The organism is Paenibacillus sp. 37 (assembly GCF_008386395.1).
Lineage (GTDB): Bacteria > Bacillota > Bacilli > Paenibacillales > Paenibacillaceae > Paenibacillus > Paenibacillus amylolyticus_B.
The window spans coordinates 7,058,944-7,075,616 of the sequence record NZ_CP043761.1 but is presented as its reverse complement, the minus strand read 5'-3'; the positions used below and the strand labels follow the sequence as shown (position 1 = coordinate 7,075,616).

Here is a 16,673-nt window from a genome sequence, read left to right as displayed (position 1 = left end):
AGACTGTCACTCCTTTTACATGTTCCAAGTGTGGCTTAAGCCATGATGCAGTGTCGAAATACGAGATATATTGTTGAATTTATCCCCAAACCCCCGCAGGTCGAAAACAAAAAAAGTATGAACAACGGAAAATTGTTCACAACTTTATCCACAGGCTGTTGATAATATTATGGGTCAAATCACATATTCACATCCAAAAGTAATACAATCATAGCAAAAGAAACCCCGCATTTCAACGTATCGCGTGATTTTATCCACAAATTCAATAACTTGTGTATAATTTTTAGTCACAACACAATATATTGTTTATAAACTGTTTAATTTTCGACAGAATGACCCAAAAACCAAAAATGTTTTATACACAGGTTATCCGTCAAATGATGCCAAATTGTGTGTAAAAGTATTCTTCGTTTGTGAATAACCTATCTGTGGATAACCGTGAAGTGAAAATGAGGCATGATCAAGATCGGAAAAAGAGTGATCTCTACCCCTCGTACTTTAATGCGAAGGCCAGATGATAAAATCCATGAATTCAGCGTAAGACTGGAAGGCGAGAAAAAATCCAAATTGACGTATCATTAAACAAGAAACCTGATCTGGTTTCTGAGGAGATGGCGATCTGTAGGCATCGATATATAGATGGAAAATTAACAAAGAGGAATTGATTTTAAGACAAGTGGAATATGAATTACCCGGAATAAGAGGTAAGCAGAAACTAAAATATTGAGGTAGAAGTGTATGACTATATAATATGGATCCGAACGACATTTTATGAATTTATCTTAAAAGAGGGTGTCCCCTAAAACCGATTTTGGTTTTAGGGGACACCCTCTTTTTTCGTACAGAGACGAAGTATGGATTGATGATTTAGAGACGGGGAAGGGACATCTTACGCTGAAATTCAGCGATATCTGCGTATTCCTCTTCCAGTTTGCGAGAGATCCGAATAAAGATGGGCAGCAGCTCCTGGTAGAGTACAGCATTCTCTTTGACAGGGGTATGCCGATGCGTTGTACCCACCATGGAAGAAACGGCATGAAGCGATTGGATCCGCCCTGTAGCGTACAAACCAAGCACGACGGCACCCAGACAGGAACTTTCGAAGCTCTCGGGTACAATCACTTCCTGATTGAAGATATCAGACATCATCTGGCGCCAGAGAGGAGAGCGTGCAAACCCACCGGTAGCTTGAATGGAGGTAGGTTGTCCAATCTGTTCTTCCATGGCGAGCAGTACCGTATATAGGTTGAAAATAACCCCTTCCAGGACAGCTCGGATCATATGCTCTTTCTGGTGATGGAGTGTTAAGCCAAAAAAGGAACCACGGGCATCCGGATTCCATAAAGGGGCACGTTCGCCCGAAAGGTACGGATGGAACAGAAGCCCTTCCGATCCCGGCCGGACACGTTCGGCAATTTTGGTCAGCACATCATAGGAATTGATGCCAAGTCGCTTCGCTGTCTCCACTTCAGACGCGGCGAATTCATCCCGTACCCAACGAAACAACATGCCACCGTTATTCAAAGGTCCACCAATGACCCAAAGATTCTCTGTGAGGGCATAACAGAAGGTTCGACCTTTGGGATCGGTAACTGGACGGTCCACGACAGTGCGAATGGCCCCGCTGGTTCCGATGGTTGCTGCGACAACACCAGGTTCAATGGCGTTTACGCCGAGATTGGATAAAACCCCATCACTTGCGCCAATAACAAAGGGCGTGGAGGGGGAGAGAGCCATTTTTTCAGCCGATTCGTGATTCATTCCTTCTAATATATATGTTGTAGGCACGAGCTTCGAGAGATGGTCGGGTGTAATGCCTGCAATCTCAAGGGCCTCTGCGTCCCAGTCCAGTTGTTCCAGATTGAGCAAGCCTGTGCAGGAAGCGATGGAATGGTCGACGACATATTGTCCGAATAGACGGAAGAACAGATATTCTTTAATCGAAATAAATTTTGCGGTACGCCCAAAAAGTTCAGTTTCATCGTGGCGTAGCCACATTAATTTGGTCAGCGGTGACATGGGATGGATCGGTGTACCTGTGCGCAGGTAGATGCGATGGCCCAATCCATTCTCTTGCAGCTGGGCAGACCAAGCTGCACTTCGATTATCCGCCCAGGTGATGCAACGGGTTAAGGGTGTGTTATCCTGTCCCATGGCAATGACACTATGCATAGCTGAGCTGCAGGATACAAACAGGATCTGCTCGGCAGCAACACCGCTCTGATCCATGACTCCACGGACAGAGCGGAGGGCCGCTTGTACAATCTCTTCAGGGTCCTGTTCGGCAACATCGGGTGCAGGGGTATACAAAGGGTATTCCTGTGTTGAGGTGCTGATGACGGAGCCTTGCTCGGTAAATAATACGGATTTGGTACTGGTGGTACCAATATCGATCCCAATCATGTAGTTGTTCATATATTTAATCCTTCTTTCTTCAGAAAGCGATGAGATTTTAATTTCTTTCTACTATAGAGAGTCCCTTTATACGACTGTACTCAGGAGCAAAATAAAGATCAGTCCGACCACGGATAATAGTGTTTCCATAACGGTCCACGTTTTCAATGTTTGGGCAACGCTCATATTAAAGAATTCTTTGATCATCCAGAATCCGGCATCGTTCACATGGGACAAGATGAGTGACCCTGCACCTGTGGCGAGTACAACCAGCTCAATATTGGCCCCTGGTGTGAGTGCAAGCACCGGAGCGACGATGCCAGCAGCTGTGGTCATGGCTACGGTTGCTGAACCGGTAGCTACACGAATAAGTGCAGCGACAAGCCAAGCGAAGAAGATTACATTAATGTTGGCATGGGTGGCCACTTCAGCAATGGCGTTACCTACACCACTGTTAATCAATACCTGTTTGAAAGCACCGCCTCCGCCAATAATGAGAATGATGGTCGCCGTAGGCGCCAGACATTCACTGGTGAAGCGGGAAATATCGTGTTTGGTGAATCCACGTGCAAAGCCGAGTGAAAAGAGGGCAAATACAACTGAAATGAGCAAAGCAATGATCTCATGACCGATAAATTCACTGAAAACGGTGAAACCGCTCGTAGCATTTGGGTCAATGATGCTTGCTATGGAACCAATCAGCATCAAAATAACCGGCAGCAATATGGTAAACAGGGTAATACCAAACCCAGGCATGTTGCTGTTTGTTTTGGTTGCGAATTGTTCAGCCAGGTCAGCTGGCGGTTCGGTGTGTATTCTTTTACCAATAAATTTACCAAACAAGGGACCTGCAATAATCGCTGTAGGAATACCAACAATAAGGGAGTACAAAATGGTTTTACCCAGATCTGCGCTGAAGGCCTCAATTGCAATCATTGGCGCTGGATGGGGTGGAACCAAACCGTGTACAGTCGACAGACCCGCCAAAATGGGAATACCAATCTGCAGCAAAGACATGTTGGTTTTACGTGCAACAGTGAAAATGATGGGGATCATCAAAATCACGCCGACTTCGAAGAAAACAGGAATACCCACGATAAATCCAACAATCATCATGGCCCAGTGCACACGTTTCACACCAAACCGATCAACCAATGTAGTTGCAATGCGCTCGGCACCGCCTGATTCGGCCATCATCTTACCAAGCATTGTACCGAGAGCAATAACAATTGCGATGGTTCCAAGTGTGCCTCCAAGTCCCCCGGTAATGGAAGAGATCACGTCGGCAGGTTTCATGCCTGTAAGCAAACCGAGCATTAATGCGGACAACAGCAGGGTGATAAAGGGATTCCATTTATACTTGGAAATCAAAACGATCAGAAAAATGATCGCAATTAACGTCCAAACCAATAATGTTGCATTGTGGGATAGTCCAAAAAGAGTGCTCATGATGTGTGTGCTCCTTTATTTCTGATATAGAACGCTTACAAGTGAAATTATCGTCAACAAATAAATGTGTACCAGTACCGCAGAAGGTGTTGGCGAAAAATGTAGTTTTATCATGCCCGAATTTGAAACAAAATCGTATTTTGTATACTTGTCGACAAGTTAAGCCGCAATCATTCACGACGGATATGATTGCAAACGCCTTGCATCGATTAAGAATCAAAGCTTTCGTGCAGGGTTTTTCCAGAATCTTGAAAATACGTGCGGACGCCAGCCTGAATGAGCATCTTGTCACCTGATTCAAGTGCTTCAACGAGCAAACGATGCTTTTCAATTACAGCGCTTACTTTCTGCTCGCCTTGAACAAAAACTCTGCGCGTTGTGAGCAGCATCACGGTCATCACAACATATCGAATGCTCTTCCATAGATGTGAAATACGGGAATGCTGAGCAGCTTCAATGATGGTCTCGTGGAAAACGAGATCCTGATAGGCAAATTCGACGGCGTCCTGATGCCGTCCAGCAAGTTGCATTTTGTCGATCACGTTACGTAGCTGGGTGATTAATGATTCTGGGACATCACCAGCAAGTCGCTGCTGCACAAAACTTTCAATCAGGAAACGGACATCATACAATTCTTCGACATCCTTGATTCGTAGTCCGATGACAACGACACCCATACGTTCAAGTCGAATCAGTCCTTCATTAGACAAAGTTCGTAATGCTTCACGGACAGGTGAACGACTGCTGTCAAAATCAGCCGCAATTCGGTTTTCCGACAAAATCTCTCCAGGTCGAAGGGTACCGCTGATGATCCGCAGCCTTAATTCGCAGGCAATGGCTTCACCACGGGAAGCCCCTTGAAGCCAGGAAGAAGGAAATAACATATGGCTAACGCTCCTATTAATAAGTAATCAGTTCATTACTGATCATAGCATAACTATTTTGCGGACTGGACATTCAGTTCAATCCATAGTCTGTAGCTACAAGCTAACGGCTAATTGTTTTTTTCAAAGGACTACTTGTATACAAGATGTGATTTTTATCCTACACCTTTCTCAAAAGCTTGTAAACCTTAATTGAAGCGGATACAACCGGATTAGAATTCGACGATATTTATAGCCTATAATCATTATCCACATGTGAATAACTTCAAACAGGATGTCATAAATGAGATAACAGGTATTGGAGGGTGTGGATAACTATAAATGCTGAAAAATGGTGATCTTTATCAGGGTCTGGGGATAACTTTCAGGACTGTCTTCGGGGCTTGATAATGGTATTGAAGTGAACGGACTGTGGTCATTGCTTTGGGTGGGATGGAGAGTGTATATAAAAGAGGGAGAAGCCTTGCGCCATGCAGTTGACTTTTCCAGGTGATCATGGTTAAATATATAAAGGTGTTTTCTGTGAAGATGAAAGTGATTCATCACATAAGTATTTCCTTGTGAGGAGGTGCAATACATTGAGACCTACATTCAAACCGAACGTTAGCAAACGTAAAAAAGTTCATGGTTTCCGGAAAAGAATGAGCACGAGCAACGGCCGTAAAATTTTGGCCGCACGTCGCCTTAAAGGCCGTAAAAACCTGAGTGCTTAATGCATTGAAGACCACCGAGGTGGTCTTTTTTTTCTTAATTTGGATCATTTCAGACTAGATGCTGGTACAGATCAGGTCTGAATGGTCTGCGAAAAAGCTCTGAATATACATCTATGTATGTTGAGTGAGTTTTCCATTTTCGAAAACTTACCTTATATAGAGATGAATGTTGGTTCGGTTAAATGTCCGATCTACTATCATCCCGGATGAATGCTTGTGTGGCTCATATGGCCGTTCAACCATCATCCCAAATGAAGTTGTCGCCAAGACGGTTTACCGTCATTCAAGAAAGCCTATACTAAATCAGTAATGAGGCCTCCGTCAATAACATTGGTGGAGAACAGCAAGGAGAAGCGCCGTGTATAAAAGACTGCGTCTACGAAACCGGGCGGACTTTAGCCGCGTATACCGGTATGGGAAATCGTTTGCCAATCATCAATTCGTGGTGTATGGTTGTCGCCGTAAAGATACGGAACAATTTCGGGTCGGCGTATCATGCAGCAAGAAAATCGGAAACGCTGTCGTACGCAACCGGATGAGACGCATGATTAAGGAAATTATTCGTCATCATGAGCATGAGATCGTCACGCAGATGGATCTGATTTTTATCGTCAGAAAAGGTGCACTGGACATGCCCTATAAGGAAATGGAAAAAAGCCTGCTGCATGCGCTGCGTAAGGGCTCTCTTTTGAAGTCGGGCAAGCGGTAAGCTTCGGTTTATTTGTCCTCCTAATTATGGTATGATTTTACGATGGAATGGATTGGTTAAGAGAGGGGTTATGAAGTGTCGCGATTGAAGACATCAAAGGGGAAGTGGATTCTCCTCATTGCAGTCATTGCAATGGTCACCGTACTCGCCGGATGTACTCCACAAGGAGCCGGGGTTACTACGGAAGATCTAAAGAACAGTGGCTCATTCTGGCAAAGTAATGTTGTATATTGGTTTTCACTAGCGCTCGATACTTTCGCCAACTGGTTCAACGGTGAATATGGACTGGCCGTCCTCGTGATGGTGCTTATTGTACGGACATTGATTTTACCATTAACAATGAAACAAGTCCGTAGCTCCAAAGCTATGCAGGCGATTCAGCCGCAGCTGAAGGAGATTCAAGCGAAGTTTAAAGATACACCTGAGAAAGTTCAGCAAGAAACAATGAAGTTGTTCCAGGAGAACAAAGTTAATCCGATGGCCGGTTGTCTGCCGCTTATCATTCAGATGCCGATTTACATCGCACTTTATAACTCAATTTACGGAAACTCCAGTCTGAGAACGCATGATTTCTTGTGGCTCCAGCTCGGATCACCCGATCACCTGTTTATTTTGCCAGTGCTGGCTGCCATCACAACATTCATTCAAACATGGATGATGATGCGTATGAACCCTGCACAGCAAGTGGGTCCGATGCAGTTTATGCTGTGGGTATACCCGATTTTGATCTTCGTGATGTCTTATCAGTTCCCGTCAGCACTTCCGCTGTACTGGTTCTACAGTAACATCTACACGATCGTACAAAACTATTTCCTTTACCGGAATAATGATAAAATCGTGGCTGAGGTCAACGTGAAGCAGAATAGCTCTTCCAAAAATGGAGCTAAACGCAAAAACGGTGGCAAAGCGACCGTCTCTGGAAAAGGGTCGAAAGGGGCCAAAAAATCGAAATGACCAAAGTCATTACGTCAGGAAAAACCGTTGAAGATGCTGTAAACCAAGGATTGACCGAGCTTGGCGTAAGTCGGGACAAGGTCGAGATACAAGTGTTAGAGCAGCCGTCAAAAGGATTCCTGGGTTTGTTCGGGGTGAGGGCGGCCAAAGTTGAAGTGAAATTGTTGCCTGTACCGGAAGTTGTTCCACAGCCGATCAAGCCAGCTGCATACAAATCTGAGGTAGATGCATTACTTGAGGATGTTGCAGCTAAAAATCCCTATGAAGAAGCGGCTGCTTTCTTGAAAGAGGTCGCAGCAGGTATGGGACTGGATGTTGAAGTGCATATCAAAAAACAGCGGGATGGACATATCTTCAATATTGCCGGCGAAGATCTGGGCATGATTATTGGCAGACGTGGACAGACGCTGGATGCGCTTCAGTATCTAACGAACATTGTAGCGAACCGATATTCGGAAAGCTTCGTTCGAATTGTGCTCGACGCGGAGAATTTCCGTCAACGTCGGCGGAAGACACTGGAGGATCTGGCTGAACGGTTGGCTGGGCAAGCAATCCGTACCGGTAAGGAAGTTGTACTGGAGCCAATGCCACCGCTCGAACGAAAAGTCATCCATGCAAAACTGCAAAATCACCCGCAGATTAAGACGTTAAGTAAGGGCGAGGAGCCTAATCGGCGTGTGGTTATTACGACGAAATAACACGAAATTGAAGACGCAATGGCTTCCTGCCCGGTGCAGAAGCCATTGCTTTTTTCGTACAGAAGCAATTTGATAAGGTGCGTAGAACAAGTAAAGAGTGAACTTAATACGATAAGCAGCATGTCATATGATATATCATCAATAGATTTGAAAATGGATATGGCGTCCCTAAAGGGACGGCAATTTTAAAATAGAGCAAGGAGAGATAACCATGATCAGTGATACGATCACAGCGATATCAACGGCTGTCGGAGAGGCGGGTATCGCCGTGATCCGGGTCAGCGGCCCGGAAGCAGTGTCGGAGACGGAAAAGATTTTTCGCAGCAAAACCCCTTTAACTCAGGCAGCATCTCACACGGTTCATTATGGTCATATCATAGATTCCGTTAATGGGGAAAAGATTGAGGAAGTATTGGTTACGGTCATGCGAGCACCACGCTCGTTCACAACAGAAGATGTCGTGGAGATCAGTGCGCATGGCGGTGTAGTGTCTGTAAAACGGGTCATGGACCTGTTGTTGCAGCTTGATATTCGTCTGGCTGAACCCGGTGAATTCACAAAGCGTGCTTTCCTTAATGGGCGGATTGACCTGTCTCAGGCTGAAGGTGTCATGGATCTTATTCGTTCCAAATCGGACAGAGCTTTCTCGGTTGCATTGAAACAGGTTGAAGGCAAACTATCCTCCAAATTGCGTGATCTACGATATACACTGGTGGAAACACTGGCTCATATTGAAGTGAATATCGATTATCCCGAGCATGATGTGGAGTCGTTAACGTCTGATTTTATTAAAGAAAAGTCCAGTCACGTTATGACTGAAATTGATAAATTGCTGACTACAGCAGAGCAAGGAAAGATCCTGCGAGAAGGTATCACGACGGCTATCGTTGGACGACCTAACGTAGGTAAATCCTCATTAATGAACACACTCGCTCAAGATAATCGGGCTATCGTCACGGACATTCCAGGAACAACTCGTGATGTGATCGAGGAATTCATTACGATCAATAATATCCCACTGAAGTTGCTGGATACGGCAGGAATCCGGGAAACAATGGACGTTGTAGAGAAGATCGGGGTAGAACGCTCTCGCTCTGCGGTAAGTGAAGCCGATCTGATCTTAATGGTTGTGAATGCTGCGGAGCCACTTCATCCCGATGAGATTGAATTATTGGAACAAATCCGCGGTAGACAATCGATAATCATTATGAATAAAATGGACTTAACGCCACAGGTGGAACGTGACGTGCTGCTTCGTTACATTCCGGAAGAACGGCTTGTACCGATGTCGGTGAAAGATGATCTGGGTGTGGATCGACTGGAAGATGCCATCTCTACGCTATTCTTCAGTGGTAAACTGGAGTCCGCAGACCTGACCTATGTCAGTAATGTGCGTCATATTGCTTTGCTCAAGAAAGCGAAGCAGTCCCTGGTTGATGCCTATGAAGCAGCAGAGCAGTTCATTCCAATCGATATGATACAGATTGATGTTCGTTTGGCGTGGGAGCATTTGGGCGAGATTGTTGGGGATACAGCACATGATGCATTAATTGATCAGATTTTCTCCCAGTTCTGTCTAGGAAAGTAAAAAAATATACTGCCGATTGACTTAAATCGTGGTGTATGATAGAAAGGTACAATTTCTGCCTGTTGTCAAAGGATAGAATGATATTGTAGCCATTACGTGTTGGTTTCATATAGATAGGAATGCAAGTTCCGATGAACGGTTAGAAGTAGTCTCATTATTGTAGAACATGATCCGTCTGTGTGAGTTACACCAAATGCAGCGGAATAAGGAGGTAAACGGGAATGGCTTTTGATGGCGGCAGTTATGATGTAATCGTCGTTGGTGCAGGACATGCTGGTGTGGAATCCGCGCTGGCCGCAGCTCGTATGGGGTCCAAAACACTAATGATTACGATCAATCTGGACATGGTGGCCTTTATGCCTTGTAACCCATCTATTGGGGGACCGGCCAAAGGACATGTTGTACGCGAGATTGATGCACTTGGTGGAGAAATGGGACGGAATATCGATAAAACCTTTATTCAGATGCGAATGCTTAACACGGGCAAAGGGCCTGCTGTTCACGCGCTTCGTGCTCAGGCAGATAAATTCTCCTACCAGCATAAAATGAAGGAAACGATGGAGAATGAACGTAATCTGACAATGCGTCAGGGTATGGTTGATCGACTGATTGTTGAAGATGGAAAATGTGTAGGCGTTGTGACTCAGACCGGAACAGAGTATCGGGCCAAAGCAGTCGTTCTGACAACAGGCACATACTTGCGAGGTAAAGTGATCATGGGTGAGTTGATGTATGAGAGTGGACCGAACAATCAACAACCCTCTCTTAAATTGTCAGAGAATCTGCGTGAACTGGGCTTTGACCTGGTTCGTTTCAAAACGGGTACACCGCCACGTGTGCATAAGGATACAATTGACTTTAGCAAAACCGAAATTCAGCCTGGTGATGACAAGCCGAAGTTCTTTTCCTATGAAACAGAATCTTCCGATAATGAGCAGTTGCCTTGCTGGTTGACGTATACATCTGTGGATACACATCAGATTATTAATGATAATCTGCATCGTGCTCCGATGTTCTCGGGGCTTATTGAAGGAACCGGACCACGTTATTGCCCTTCCATTGAAGATAAAATTGTTCGTTTCAGCGACAAGCCGAAACATCAGATATTCCTTGAGCCGGAAGGTAAGAACACATCCGAGTATTACGTACAGGGGTTGTCTACGAGTATGCCAGAAGACGTCCAACTGGCTATGCTGCGTTCAATTCCAGGTATGGAAAAAGTGGAAATGATGCGTAACGGTTATGCGATTGAATACGATGCGATGGTGCCTACACAATTGTGGCCATCACTGGAAACTAAACGTCTACCAGGTCTGTTTACGGCGGGTCAGATTAATGGTACCTCCGGCTATGAAGAAGCAGCAGGACAAGGTGTTATGGCTGGAATCAACGCTGCACTCAAAGTACAGGGGAAAGAGCCGGTAATACTGGATCGTTCCCAAGGTTATATTGGCGTGCTGATTGATGATCTGGTGACAAAGGGTACAAATGAACCGTATCGTCTGTTGACTTCACGCGCTGAGTATCGTCTGTTGCTTCGCCATGATAATGCAGATATGCGTTTGACGGAAATTGGACATGACATTGGCCTGATCCCTGAAGAGCGTTATGCGAAATTCCTGGATAAAAAGGCGAAAGTCGAGCAGGAAGTTGCACGTCTGAAAGTGGCTAAAGCTCGCCCGGTTGAAGTGAATGCCAAGCTGGAAGAGTACGGATCTACACCTATTCAGGATGGTAGTACGTTGCTTACCTTGCTGCGCCGCCCGGAGCTGGGGTATGAACTGATTGAACAGCTCTCACCATCTGAGGTAGAACTGACAGCAGATATGAAAGAACAAGTGGAAATACAAATTAAATATGCGGGTTATATTGAGAAACAGTTGATCCACGTGGAACGTTTGCAAAAGATGGAGAAAAAGAAAATTCCGGACACTATCGTATATGATGAGATTCATGGTCTTGCTATGGAAGCCAAACAGAAGCTCACTATGATTCGTCCAATCTCGATTGGTCAGGCTTCTCGTATTGCTGGAGTTACTCCTGCCGACATCTCCATTCTGCTGGTCTACCTGGAGCATTATAACCGTGTAACCGCAGCAAGGGGACAATAATGGACGATATTCAACAGCAACTGCAGCGGCGCTTAAAGAAACATGGATTAGAGCTGGGCGAACTCCAGTTGGAGCAATTCGAACTGTATTATCAGGAACTGGTATCCTGGAATGAAAAGATGAATCTGACGGGCATAACGGATCGGGAGCAAGTGTATACAAAACATTTCTATGATTCGGTATCGTTGGCCTTTTATACAGACATGACCAAAGTGAATAAGCTTGCTGATATTGGATCAGGAGCAGGTTTTCCGGGATTGCCACTGAAAATCTGTTTCCCGCATATTAAGCTGACGATCATTGATTCATTAAATAAACGTATTGGCTTTCTGCAGCATGTGGTAGATATCCTTGGCCTGACTGATGTGGAATTGGTCCATGGACGTGCTGAAGAGATTGCACGCAAAGAAGGGTATCGTGACAGCTACGATCTTGTTACGGCGCGTGCAGTAGCCAAGCTGGCTGTGCTAAATGAATTCTGTCTTCCTTTTGTTCGTAAAAGTGGAATATTCGCTGCCATGAAGGGCGGAGATCCGCGTGAAGAAATGAAGGAAGCGGAGTTCAGCTTCAATCAGCTGAAAGGACGGGTTAAGGCCGTTCATCCTTTCCAGCTGCCGGTTGAAGAATCAGAGCGTCACATCATTCTGATTCAGAAATTTGATAAGACACCATATAAGTATCCGCGTAAACCAGGCACTCCAATGAAGACTCCGCTGATATAGTTGCGTGATGGTTTTGAAGTGAGTCAAAACGAAATAGAATTATAGACATAGATAAAGAGGATGTTTCACGTGAAACATTCTCTTTTTTTTGTTTTCTGAAATGGAGGACTGGATCAACATTACAGATACTTCGTATTACATATCCCTTAAATAACCTGTAATGATGAATTTCACGCACAGTAACTCATGAACAATTTCATTAATTGAATGTGTGCAAGTCGTCATATTTCCAATATTCGCAAAGAAAAAGCAGGAAAATTAGCAGAGTTTAAAGAATAGGTAAGCATAGGATTATGATAGAAAAGATGATAGAATAGAAGTATCCGATCCTGGGTCACAGCGATCATAGATTATATGTATAGATAGATGGATATGCGTTCGATGTTGCATGACAGAAAGCGTTATGAAAGGCAAAACTTATTCTAAGAACGATGCATGTGAAAGGTCGCTTATTGAATAAGAAGCACCTGCAAAGACTGTGGGAGCTATTACGAAACTAGGTGGTAATCTGCGGAATGAAAGAACAATTTTCGAAGTTGTTTGGTTTGGCGGAGCGCAATAACGGAGATGAGATCAAACAGATTCCGGTTAATGAAATTGTGAGCAGCCCATATCAACCCCGTACTATTTTTGATGATGATAAAATTGATGAGTTGTTGCAGACGATCAAAACACATGGTGTAATTCAGCCTATTGTCGTTCGCGTGCGAAATGGATCATATGAGATTATTGCCGGGGAACGTCGCTGGCGTGCAGTTCGAAAATTGGGTTTGGATACGATTCCGGCTATTGTGCGTGAATTCAACGACTCTCAGGCCGCATCCATTGCACTGATTGAGAACTTGCAGCGTGAAGGATTGACTTCAATTGAGGAAGCTGTCGCTTATCAGAAGCTGATCGACTTGCATCAATTGACACAGGAAAGTCTGGCACAACGACTCGGCAAAAGCCAGTCAACCATCGCAAACAAAATTCGGTTGTTACAGCTTCCGGAGGGCATTAAAGCCGCATTGATGGAACGCAAAATTTCTGAACGGCATGCAAGAGCATTACTTTCTCTGGATACGGAAGAACTACAGATGAAGTTGCTCGGTGAGATTATCGAAAAAGAATTGAATGTGAAACAGACAGAGGCACGTGTTGCCTTCTACAAGGAATCTTCTAAGATTAAAAAATCTAGACGTGTTTCCTTTACCAAGGATGTTAGGCTTGCACTTAATACAATTCGCCAATCCATTGATATGGTAACTGGTTCTGGTCTGGACATCAAAACCAAAGAAGCAGACCATGAGGATCATTATGAGATCGTTATCCATATTCCAAAACGCAAATAATTGAAGCTTATGGCGGCAATGGGCCGCTTTTTATGTCTATAAAGCAAGTTAGGTCTGACATTTATAAAGAACGGTCGGTATATTGATGGAACGGTAGTTGTTGTTTGTGTGGACGATAGCCGCCTGCTTTTTGTTAACAATATCTCACAACCTACAGAAAAGACTCCTATTTTATTTGAGGTGAAGTAATTGTCTAAGATTATGGCCGTAGCAAATCAAAAGGGCGGTGTGGGGAAAACGACGACATCTGTTAACTTGGGTGCAGGACTGGCTTCACTCGGGAAAAGAGTATTGCTTGTCGATATTGACCCTCAGGGGAATACAACCAGCGGAGTCGGAATCAATAAAGCAGATGTGGCTAATTGTATATATGATGTCATTATTAATGAGGTTCCTCCTCAAGAAGCGATTGTGGAGACTCAGATTGAAGGCCTTCATATCATACCTGCAACGATTCAGCTTGCCGGAGCCGAGATCGAATTGGTGTCCACGATATCACGGGAAGTTCGCCTGAAAAAATCACTCGCCATGGTGAAAAAAAACTATGATTACATACTGATCGATTGTCCACCATCTCTTGGTATGTTAACGATCAATTCGTTGACTGCTTCCGATTCGGTGATCATTCCGATTCAGTGTGAGTATTATGCACTTGAAGGATTAAGTCAGTTGCTCAATACGGTTCGTCTGGTACAGAAACATCTGAATACATCCTTGCAGATTGAAGGGGTATTGCTGACGATGTTTGATGCACGGACCAATCTGGGAATTCAGGTTATTGAAGAAGTGAAAAAGTATTTTCAACAAAAAGTATATCAAACAATTATTCCGCGTAACGTACGGCTTAGTGAAGCACCATCTCATGGTCAATCCATTATTACGTATGACCCTCGTTCAAGAGGGGCGGAAGTGTATTTAGAGCTCGCAAAGGAAGTGATTTCTTATGAGTAAGCGGCTTGGAAAAGGTCTTGATGCCCTCATTCCTTCGCTTTCAATTAATGACGATGATAAAGTCGTAGAAATCCCGATTAGTCAACTGCGGGCTAACCCCTATCAACCACGTAAAGTATTTGATGAGGGCGCAATACATGAACTGGCTGAGTCCATTCGTCAGCATGGTGTCATACAACCCATTATTGTTCGTCCTGTATTGCGAGGTTATGAGATTATTGCCGGAGAACGACGGTTCAGAGCTTCGCAATATTGTGGTAATGCCACGGTACCGGCTGTAGTCCGCAACTTCAGTGATCAGCAGGTAATGGAGATTGCGTTGATCGAGAACCTGCAACGGGAGAATCTGAACGCCATGGAAGTTGCAGTTGCTTATCAGGGGTTAATGGATCAATTCGCGTTGACTCAGGAAGAGTTGTCTGTAAAAGTAGGTAAATCACGTTCTCACATTGCTAACTTCTTGCGTCTGTTATCGTTGCCGGAAGAAGTAAAAGACCATGTTTCACGTGGAACATTATCTATGGGACATGCACGTGCGATCGTTGGTGTGAAAGACGAGGTTGTGGTGAAGCAACTTGCCAAACAAACCATTGATCAGCAATGGAGTGTACGTGAGTTGGAGGAAGCTGTTCAACAATTGGATCGCTCCAAAACAGGTGAGGCTAAAGCCAAATCGAAGTTGAAAAAGAAAGATCCATTCATTGATACACTGGAAGAATCTCTGCGTGAACGTTTCAAAACAACAGTGAAAATTAAGCACAATAAAGATAAAGGTAAAATTGAGCTCAACTACTACAGTCAACAGGATCTGGAACGGCTATTGGAATTGTTACAATAACAGTCGGTTCTATGATTCATTAACAACATGCGGGGCTTACTCATGTCATGACATATCGCCTCTGTACCATGGAGAAACGATATGTCATTCTTTGTTTATAGGGTTATATGTGCACTACGTGCAGGGGAATTATTAATTTATGGGACAGAGGTGGTTGTGAGGTGGAGGGAGTTATCTATCTAGATCATGCAGCAACATCTTGGCCCAAACCACCTGCTGTCGGTGATGCGATGTTGAGTGCATTGGAGATTGCCGGAGCCAATCCTGGCAGAGGAAGTCACCGGATGGCTGTTCAGGCAAGTCGTGTATTGTTCGAGACGAGAAATTCCATATCCAATATCTTTGGAATCAAAAATGCAAATGATATTGCATTCGGATCAAATACGACAGAAGCACTGAATCTGGCGATTCAAGGCTCGCTCAGAGAGGGCGACCATGTGATTGCCACCATGGCTGAACATAACTCAGTCAGACGACCACTGGAGTACATGCGAAGACTCCGAAATGTGGAGATTGATTATGTACCTGTTAATGCTGCGGGAGCCATTGATCTGATGCAAATGGAACGTATGTTTCGTTCCAATACCAGATTGGTGGTATGTACACATAGTTCCAATCTACTTGGCAGTATTCTTCCAATTGGAGAAATTTCGCTCCTATGTCGTAAACATCAGGCGATCTTATTGGTAGATGCGGCTCAGAGTGCTGGAGTTATGCCTGTGAATGTACAACAATTGTGCATTGATATGTTGGCTTTTCCAGGGCACAAAGGACTGCTTGGTCCTCAGGGTACAGGGGGCTTGTACATTGCGCCAGAGCTCGATATAGAGCCTTTACTTCATGGAGGAACAGGAAGTCAGTCAGAAGCTCTGGAGCAGCCAAAGGTGCGTCCTGATCGGTATGAAGCGGGGACGCCGAATACAGTCGGGATCGCAGGGCTGAATGCGGGTGTGAAGCATGTACTTGAGATGACACCAGCGGTCATCTACCAACATGAGTGGGAACTGACCCAACATATGATGGATGGGCTGTCATCCGTTAAGGGCATTCGAATGCTTGGTCCAGAGATTGGACAGCCACGCACCGGATTAGTATCTTTTACTGTAGATGGGTATGATTCGGCACAACTCGCTTTCCGATTAGATCGGAATTATGGGATTGCGGTTCGCTCCGGTTTTCATTGCACACCGCTTGCACATGAATCTGCTGGTACAACTGCTACCGGAGCAGTAAGGGCCAGTGTGGGATACAATTCAACTAGAGAACATGTGGATGCACTCGTTAAGGCAGTGCTGGAATTGACTGGGGCAGACTAGATTAGAGTTGAA

14 protein-coding genes are annotated in these 16,673 nt (G+C 44.7%); 11 read left to right on the top strand and 3 right to left on the bottom strand.

Features of this window, described 5'->3' with window-relative positions:
* Window positions 1-867: 867 nt before the first annotated feature.
* From gntK to F0220_RS30265, 3 genes are all read right to left on the bottom strand, one after another.
* Window positions 868-2,415, bottom strand: coding sequence for a gluconokinase (gntK, locus tag F0220_RS30275; protein ID WP_105600640.1), 1,548 nt, complete (start codon window positions 2,413-2,415; stop codon window positions 868-870).
* A 66-nt stretch (window positions 2,416-2,481) separates the two neighbouring features.
* On the bottom strand, window positions 2,482-3,843 hold the full coding sequence (locus F0220_RS30270) for a GntT/GntP/DsdX family permease (RefSeq protein ID WP_105600639.1): 1,362 nt from the start codon (window positions 3,841-3,843) through the stop codon (window positions 2,482-2,484).
* 209 nt (window positions 3,844-4,052) lie between these two features.
* On the bottom strand, window positions 4,053-4,727 hold the full coding sequence (locus F0220_RS30265) for a GntR family transcriptional regulator (RefSeq protein WP_017691412.1): 675 nt from the start codon (window positions 4,725-4,727) through the stop codon (window positions 4,053-4,055).
* Between the two features lie 578 nt (window positions 4,728-5,305).
* On the opposite strand from F0220_RS30265, the gene rpmH reads away from it, so the two are divergent.
* The 11 genes from rpmH to F0220_RS30210 all read left to right on the top strand — a co-directional run bounded on the left by rpmH (window position 5,306) and on the right by F0220_RS30210 (window position 16,661).
* Window positions 5,306-5,440 carry a 50S ribosomal protein L34 gene (gene rpmH / locus F0220_RS30260; protein ID WP_017691413.1) on the top strand — a complete coding sequence of 45 codons (135 nt, stop codon included), beginning with the start codon at window positions 5,306-5,308 and terminating at the stop codon, window positions 5,438-5,440.
* 358 nt (window positions 5,441-5,798) lie between these two features.
* Window positions 5,799-6,149 carry a ribonuclease P protein component gene (gene rnpA / locus F0220_RS30255; RefSeq protein WP_091012193.1) on the top strand — a complete coding sequence of 117 codons (351 nt, stop codon included), beginning with the start codon at window positions 5,799-5,801 and terminating at the stop codon, window positions 6,147-6,149.
* A gap of 75 nt (window positions 6,150-6,224) precedes the next feature.
* A complete protein-coding gene (locus tag F0220_RS30250; protein WP_036671883.1) occupies window positions 6,225-7,103 on the top strand; it encodes a YidC/Oxa1 family membrane protein insertase in 879 nt (292 codons plus the stop codon).
* Entirely contained in the window at window positions 7,100-7,801 is a 702-nt protein-coding gene (gene jag / locus F0220_RS30245; RefSeq protein WP_036611977.1) for an RNA-binding cell elongation regulator Jag/EloR, read from the top strand. The genes F0220_RS30250 and jag overlap by 4 nt, the downstream gene beginning before the upstream one ends.
* Before the next feature lie 211 nt (window positions 7,802-8,012).
* The gene (mnmE, locus tag F0220_RS30240) at window positions 8,013-9,389 is read left to right on the top strand and encodes a tRNA uridine-5-carboxymethylaminomethyl(34) synthesis GTPase MnmE (RefSeq protein WP_105600637.1); all 1,377 of its coding nucleotides are present in this window, start codon (window positions 8,013-8,015) and stop codon (window positions 9,387-9,389) included.
* Between the two features lie 221 nt (window positions 9,390-9,610).
* On the top strand, window positions 9,611-11,500 hold the full coding sequence (gene mnmG, locus F0220_RS30235) for a tRNA uridine-5-carboxymethylaminomethyl(34) synthesis enzyme MnmG (RefSeq protein WP_091012194.1): 1,890 nt from the start codon (window positions 9,611-9,613) through the stop codon (window positions 11,498-11,500).
* Window positions 11,500-12,222 carry a 16S rRNA (guanine(527)-N(7))-methyltransferase RsmG gene (gene rsmG, locus F0220_RS30230; protein WP_074092898.1) on the top strand — a complete coding sequence of 241 codons (723 nt, stop codon included), beginning with the start codon at window positions 11,500-11,502 and terminating at the stop codon, window positions 12,220-12,222. Before mnmG ends, rsmG begins: the two co-directional genes overlap by 1 nt.
* Before the next feature lie 515 nt (window positions 12,223-12,737).
* On the top strand, window positions 12,738-13,556 hold the full coding sequence (noc, locus tag F0220_RS30225; protein WP_091012196.1) for a nucleoid occlusion protein: 819 nt from the start codon (window positions 12,738-12,740) through the stop codon (window positions 13,554-13,556).
* Between the two features lie 189 nt (window positions 13,557-13,745).
* On the top strand, window positions 13,746-14,507 hold the full coding sequence (locus tag F0220_RS30220) for a ParA family protein (RefSeq protein WP_024629525.1): 762 nt from the start codon (window positions 13,746-13,748) through the stop codon (window positions 14,505-14,507).
* The gene (locus F0220_RS30215) at window positions 14,500-15,345 is read left to right on the top strand and encodes a ParB/RepB/Spo0J family partition protein (RefSeq protein WP_017691423.1); all 846 of its coding nucleotides are present in this window, start codon (window positions 14,500-14,502) and stop codon (window positions 15,343-15,345) included. Before F0220_RS30220 ends, F0220_RS30215 begins: the two co-directional genes overlap by 8 nt.
* A gap of 161 nt (window positions 15,346-15,506) precedes the next feature.
* Window positions 15,507-16,661 carry an aminotransferase class V-fold PLP-dependent enzyme gene (locus F0220_RS30210; RefSeq protein WP_105600636.1) on the top strand — a complete coding sequence of 385 codons (1,155 nt, stop codon included), beginning with the start codon at window positions 15,507-15,509 and terminating at the stop codon, window positions 16,659-16,661.
* Window positions 16,662-16,673 lie beyond the last annotated feature (12 nt).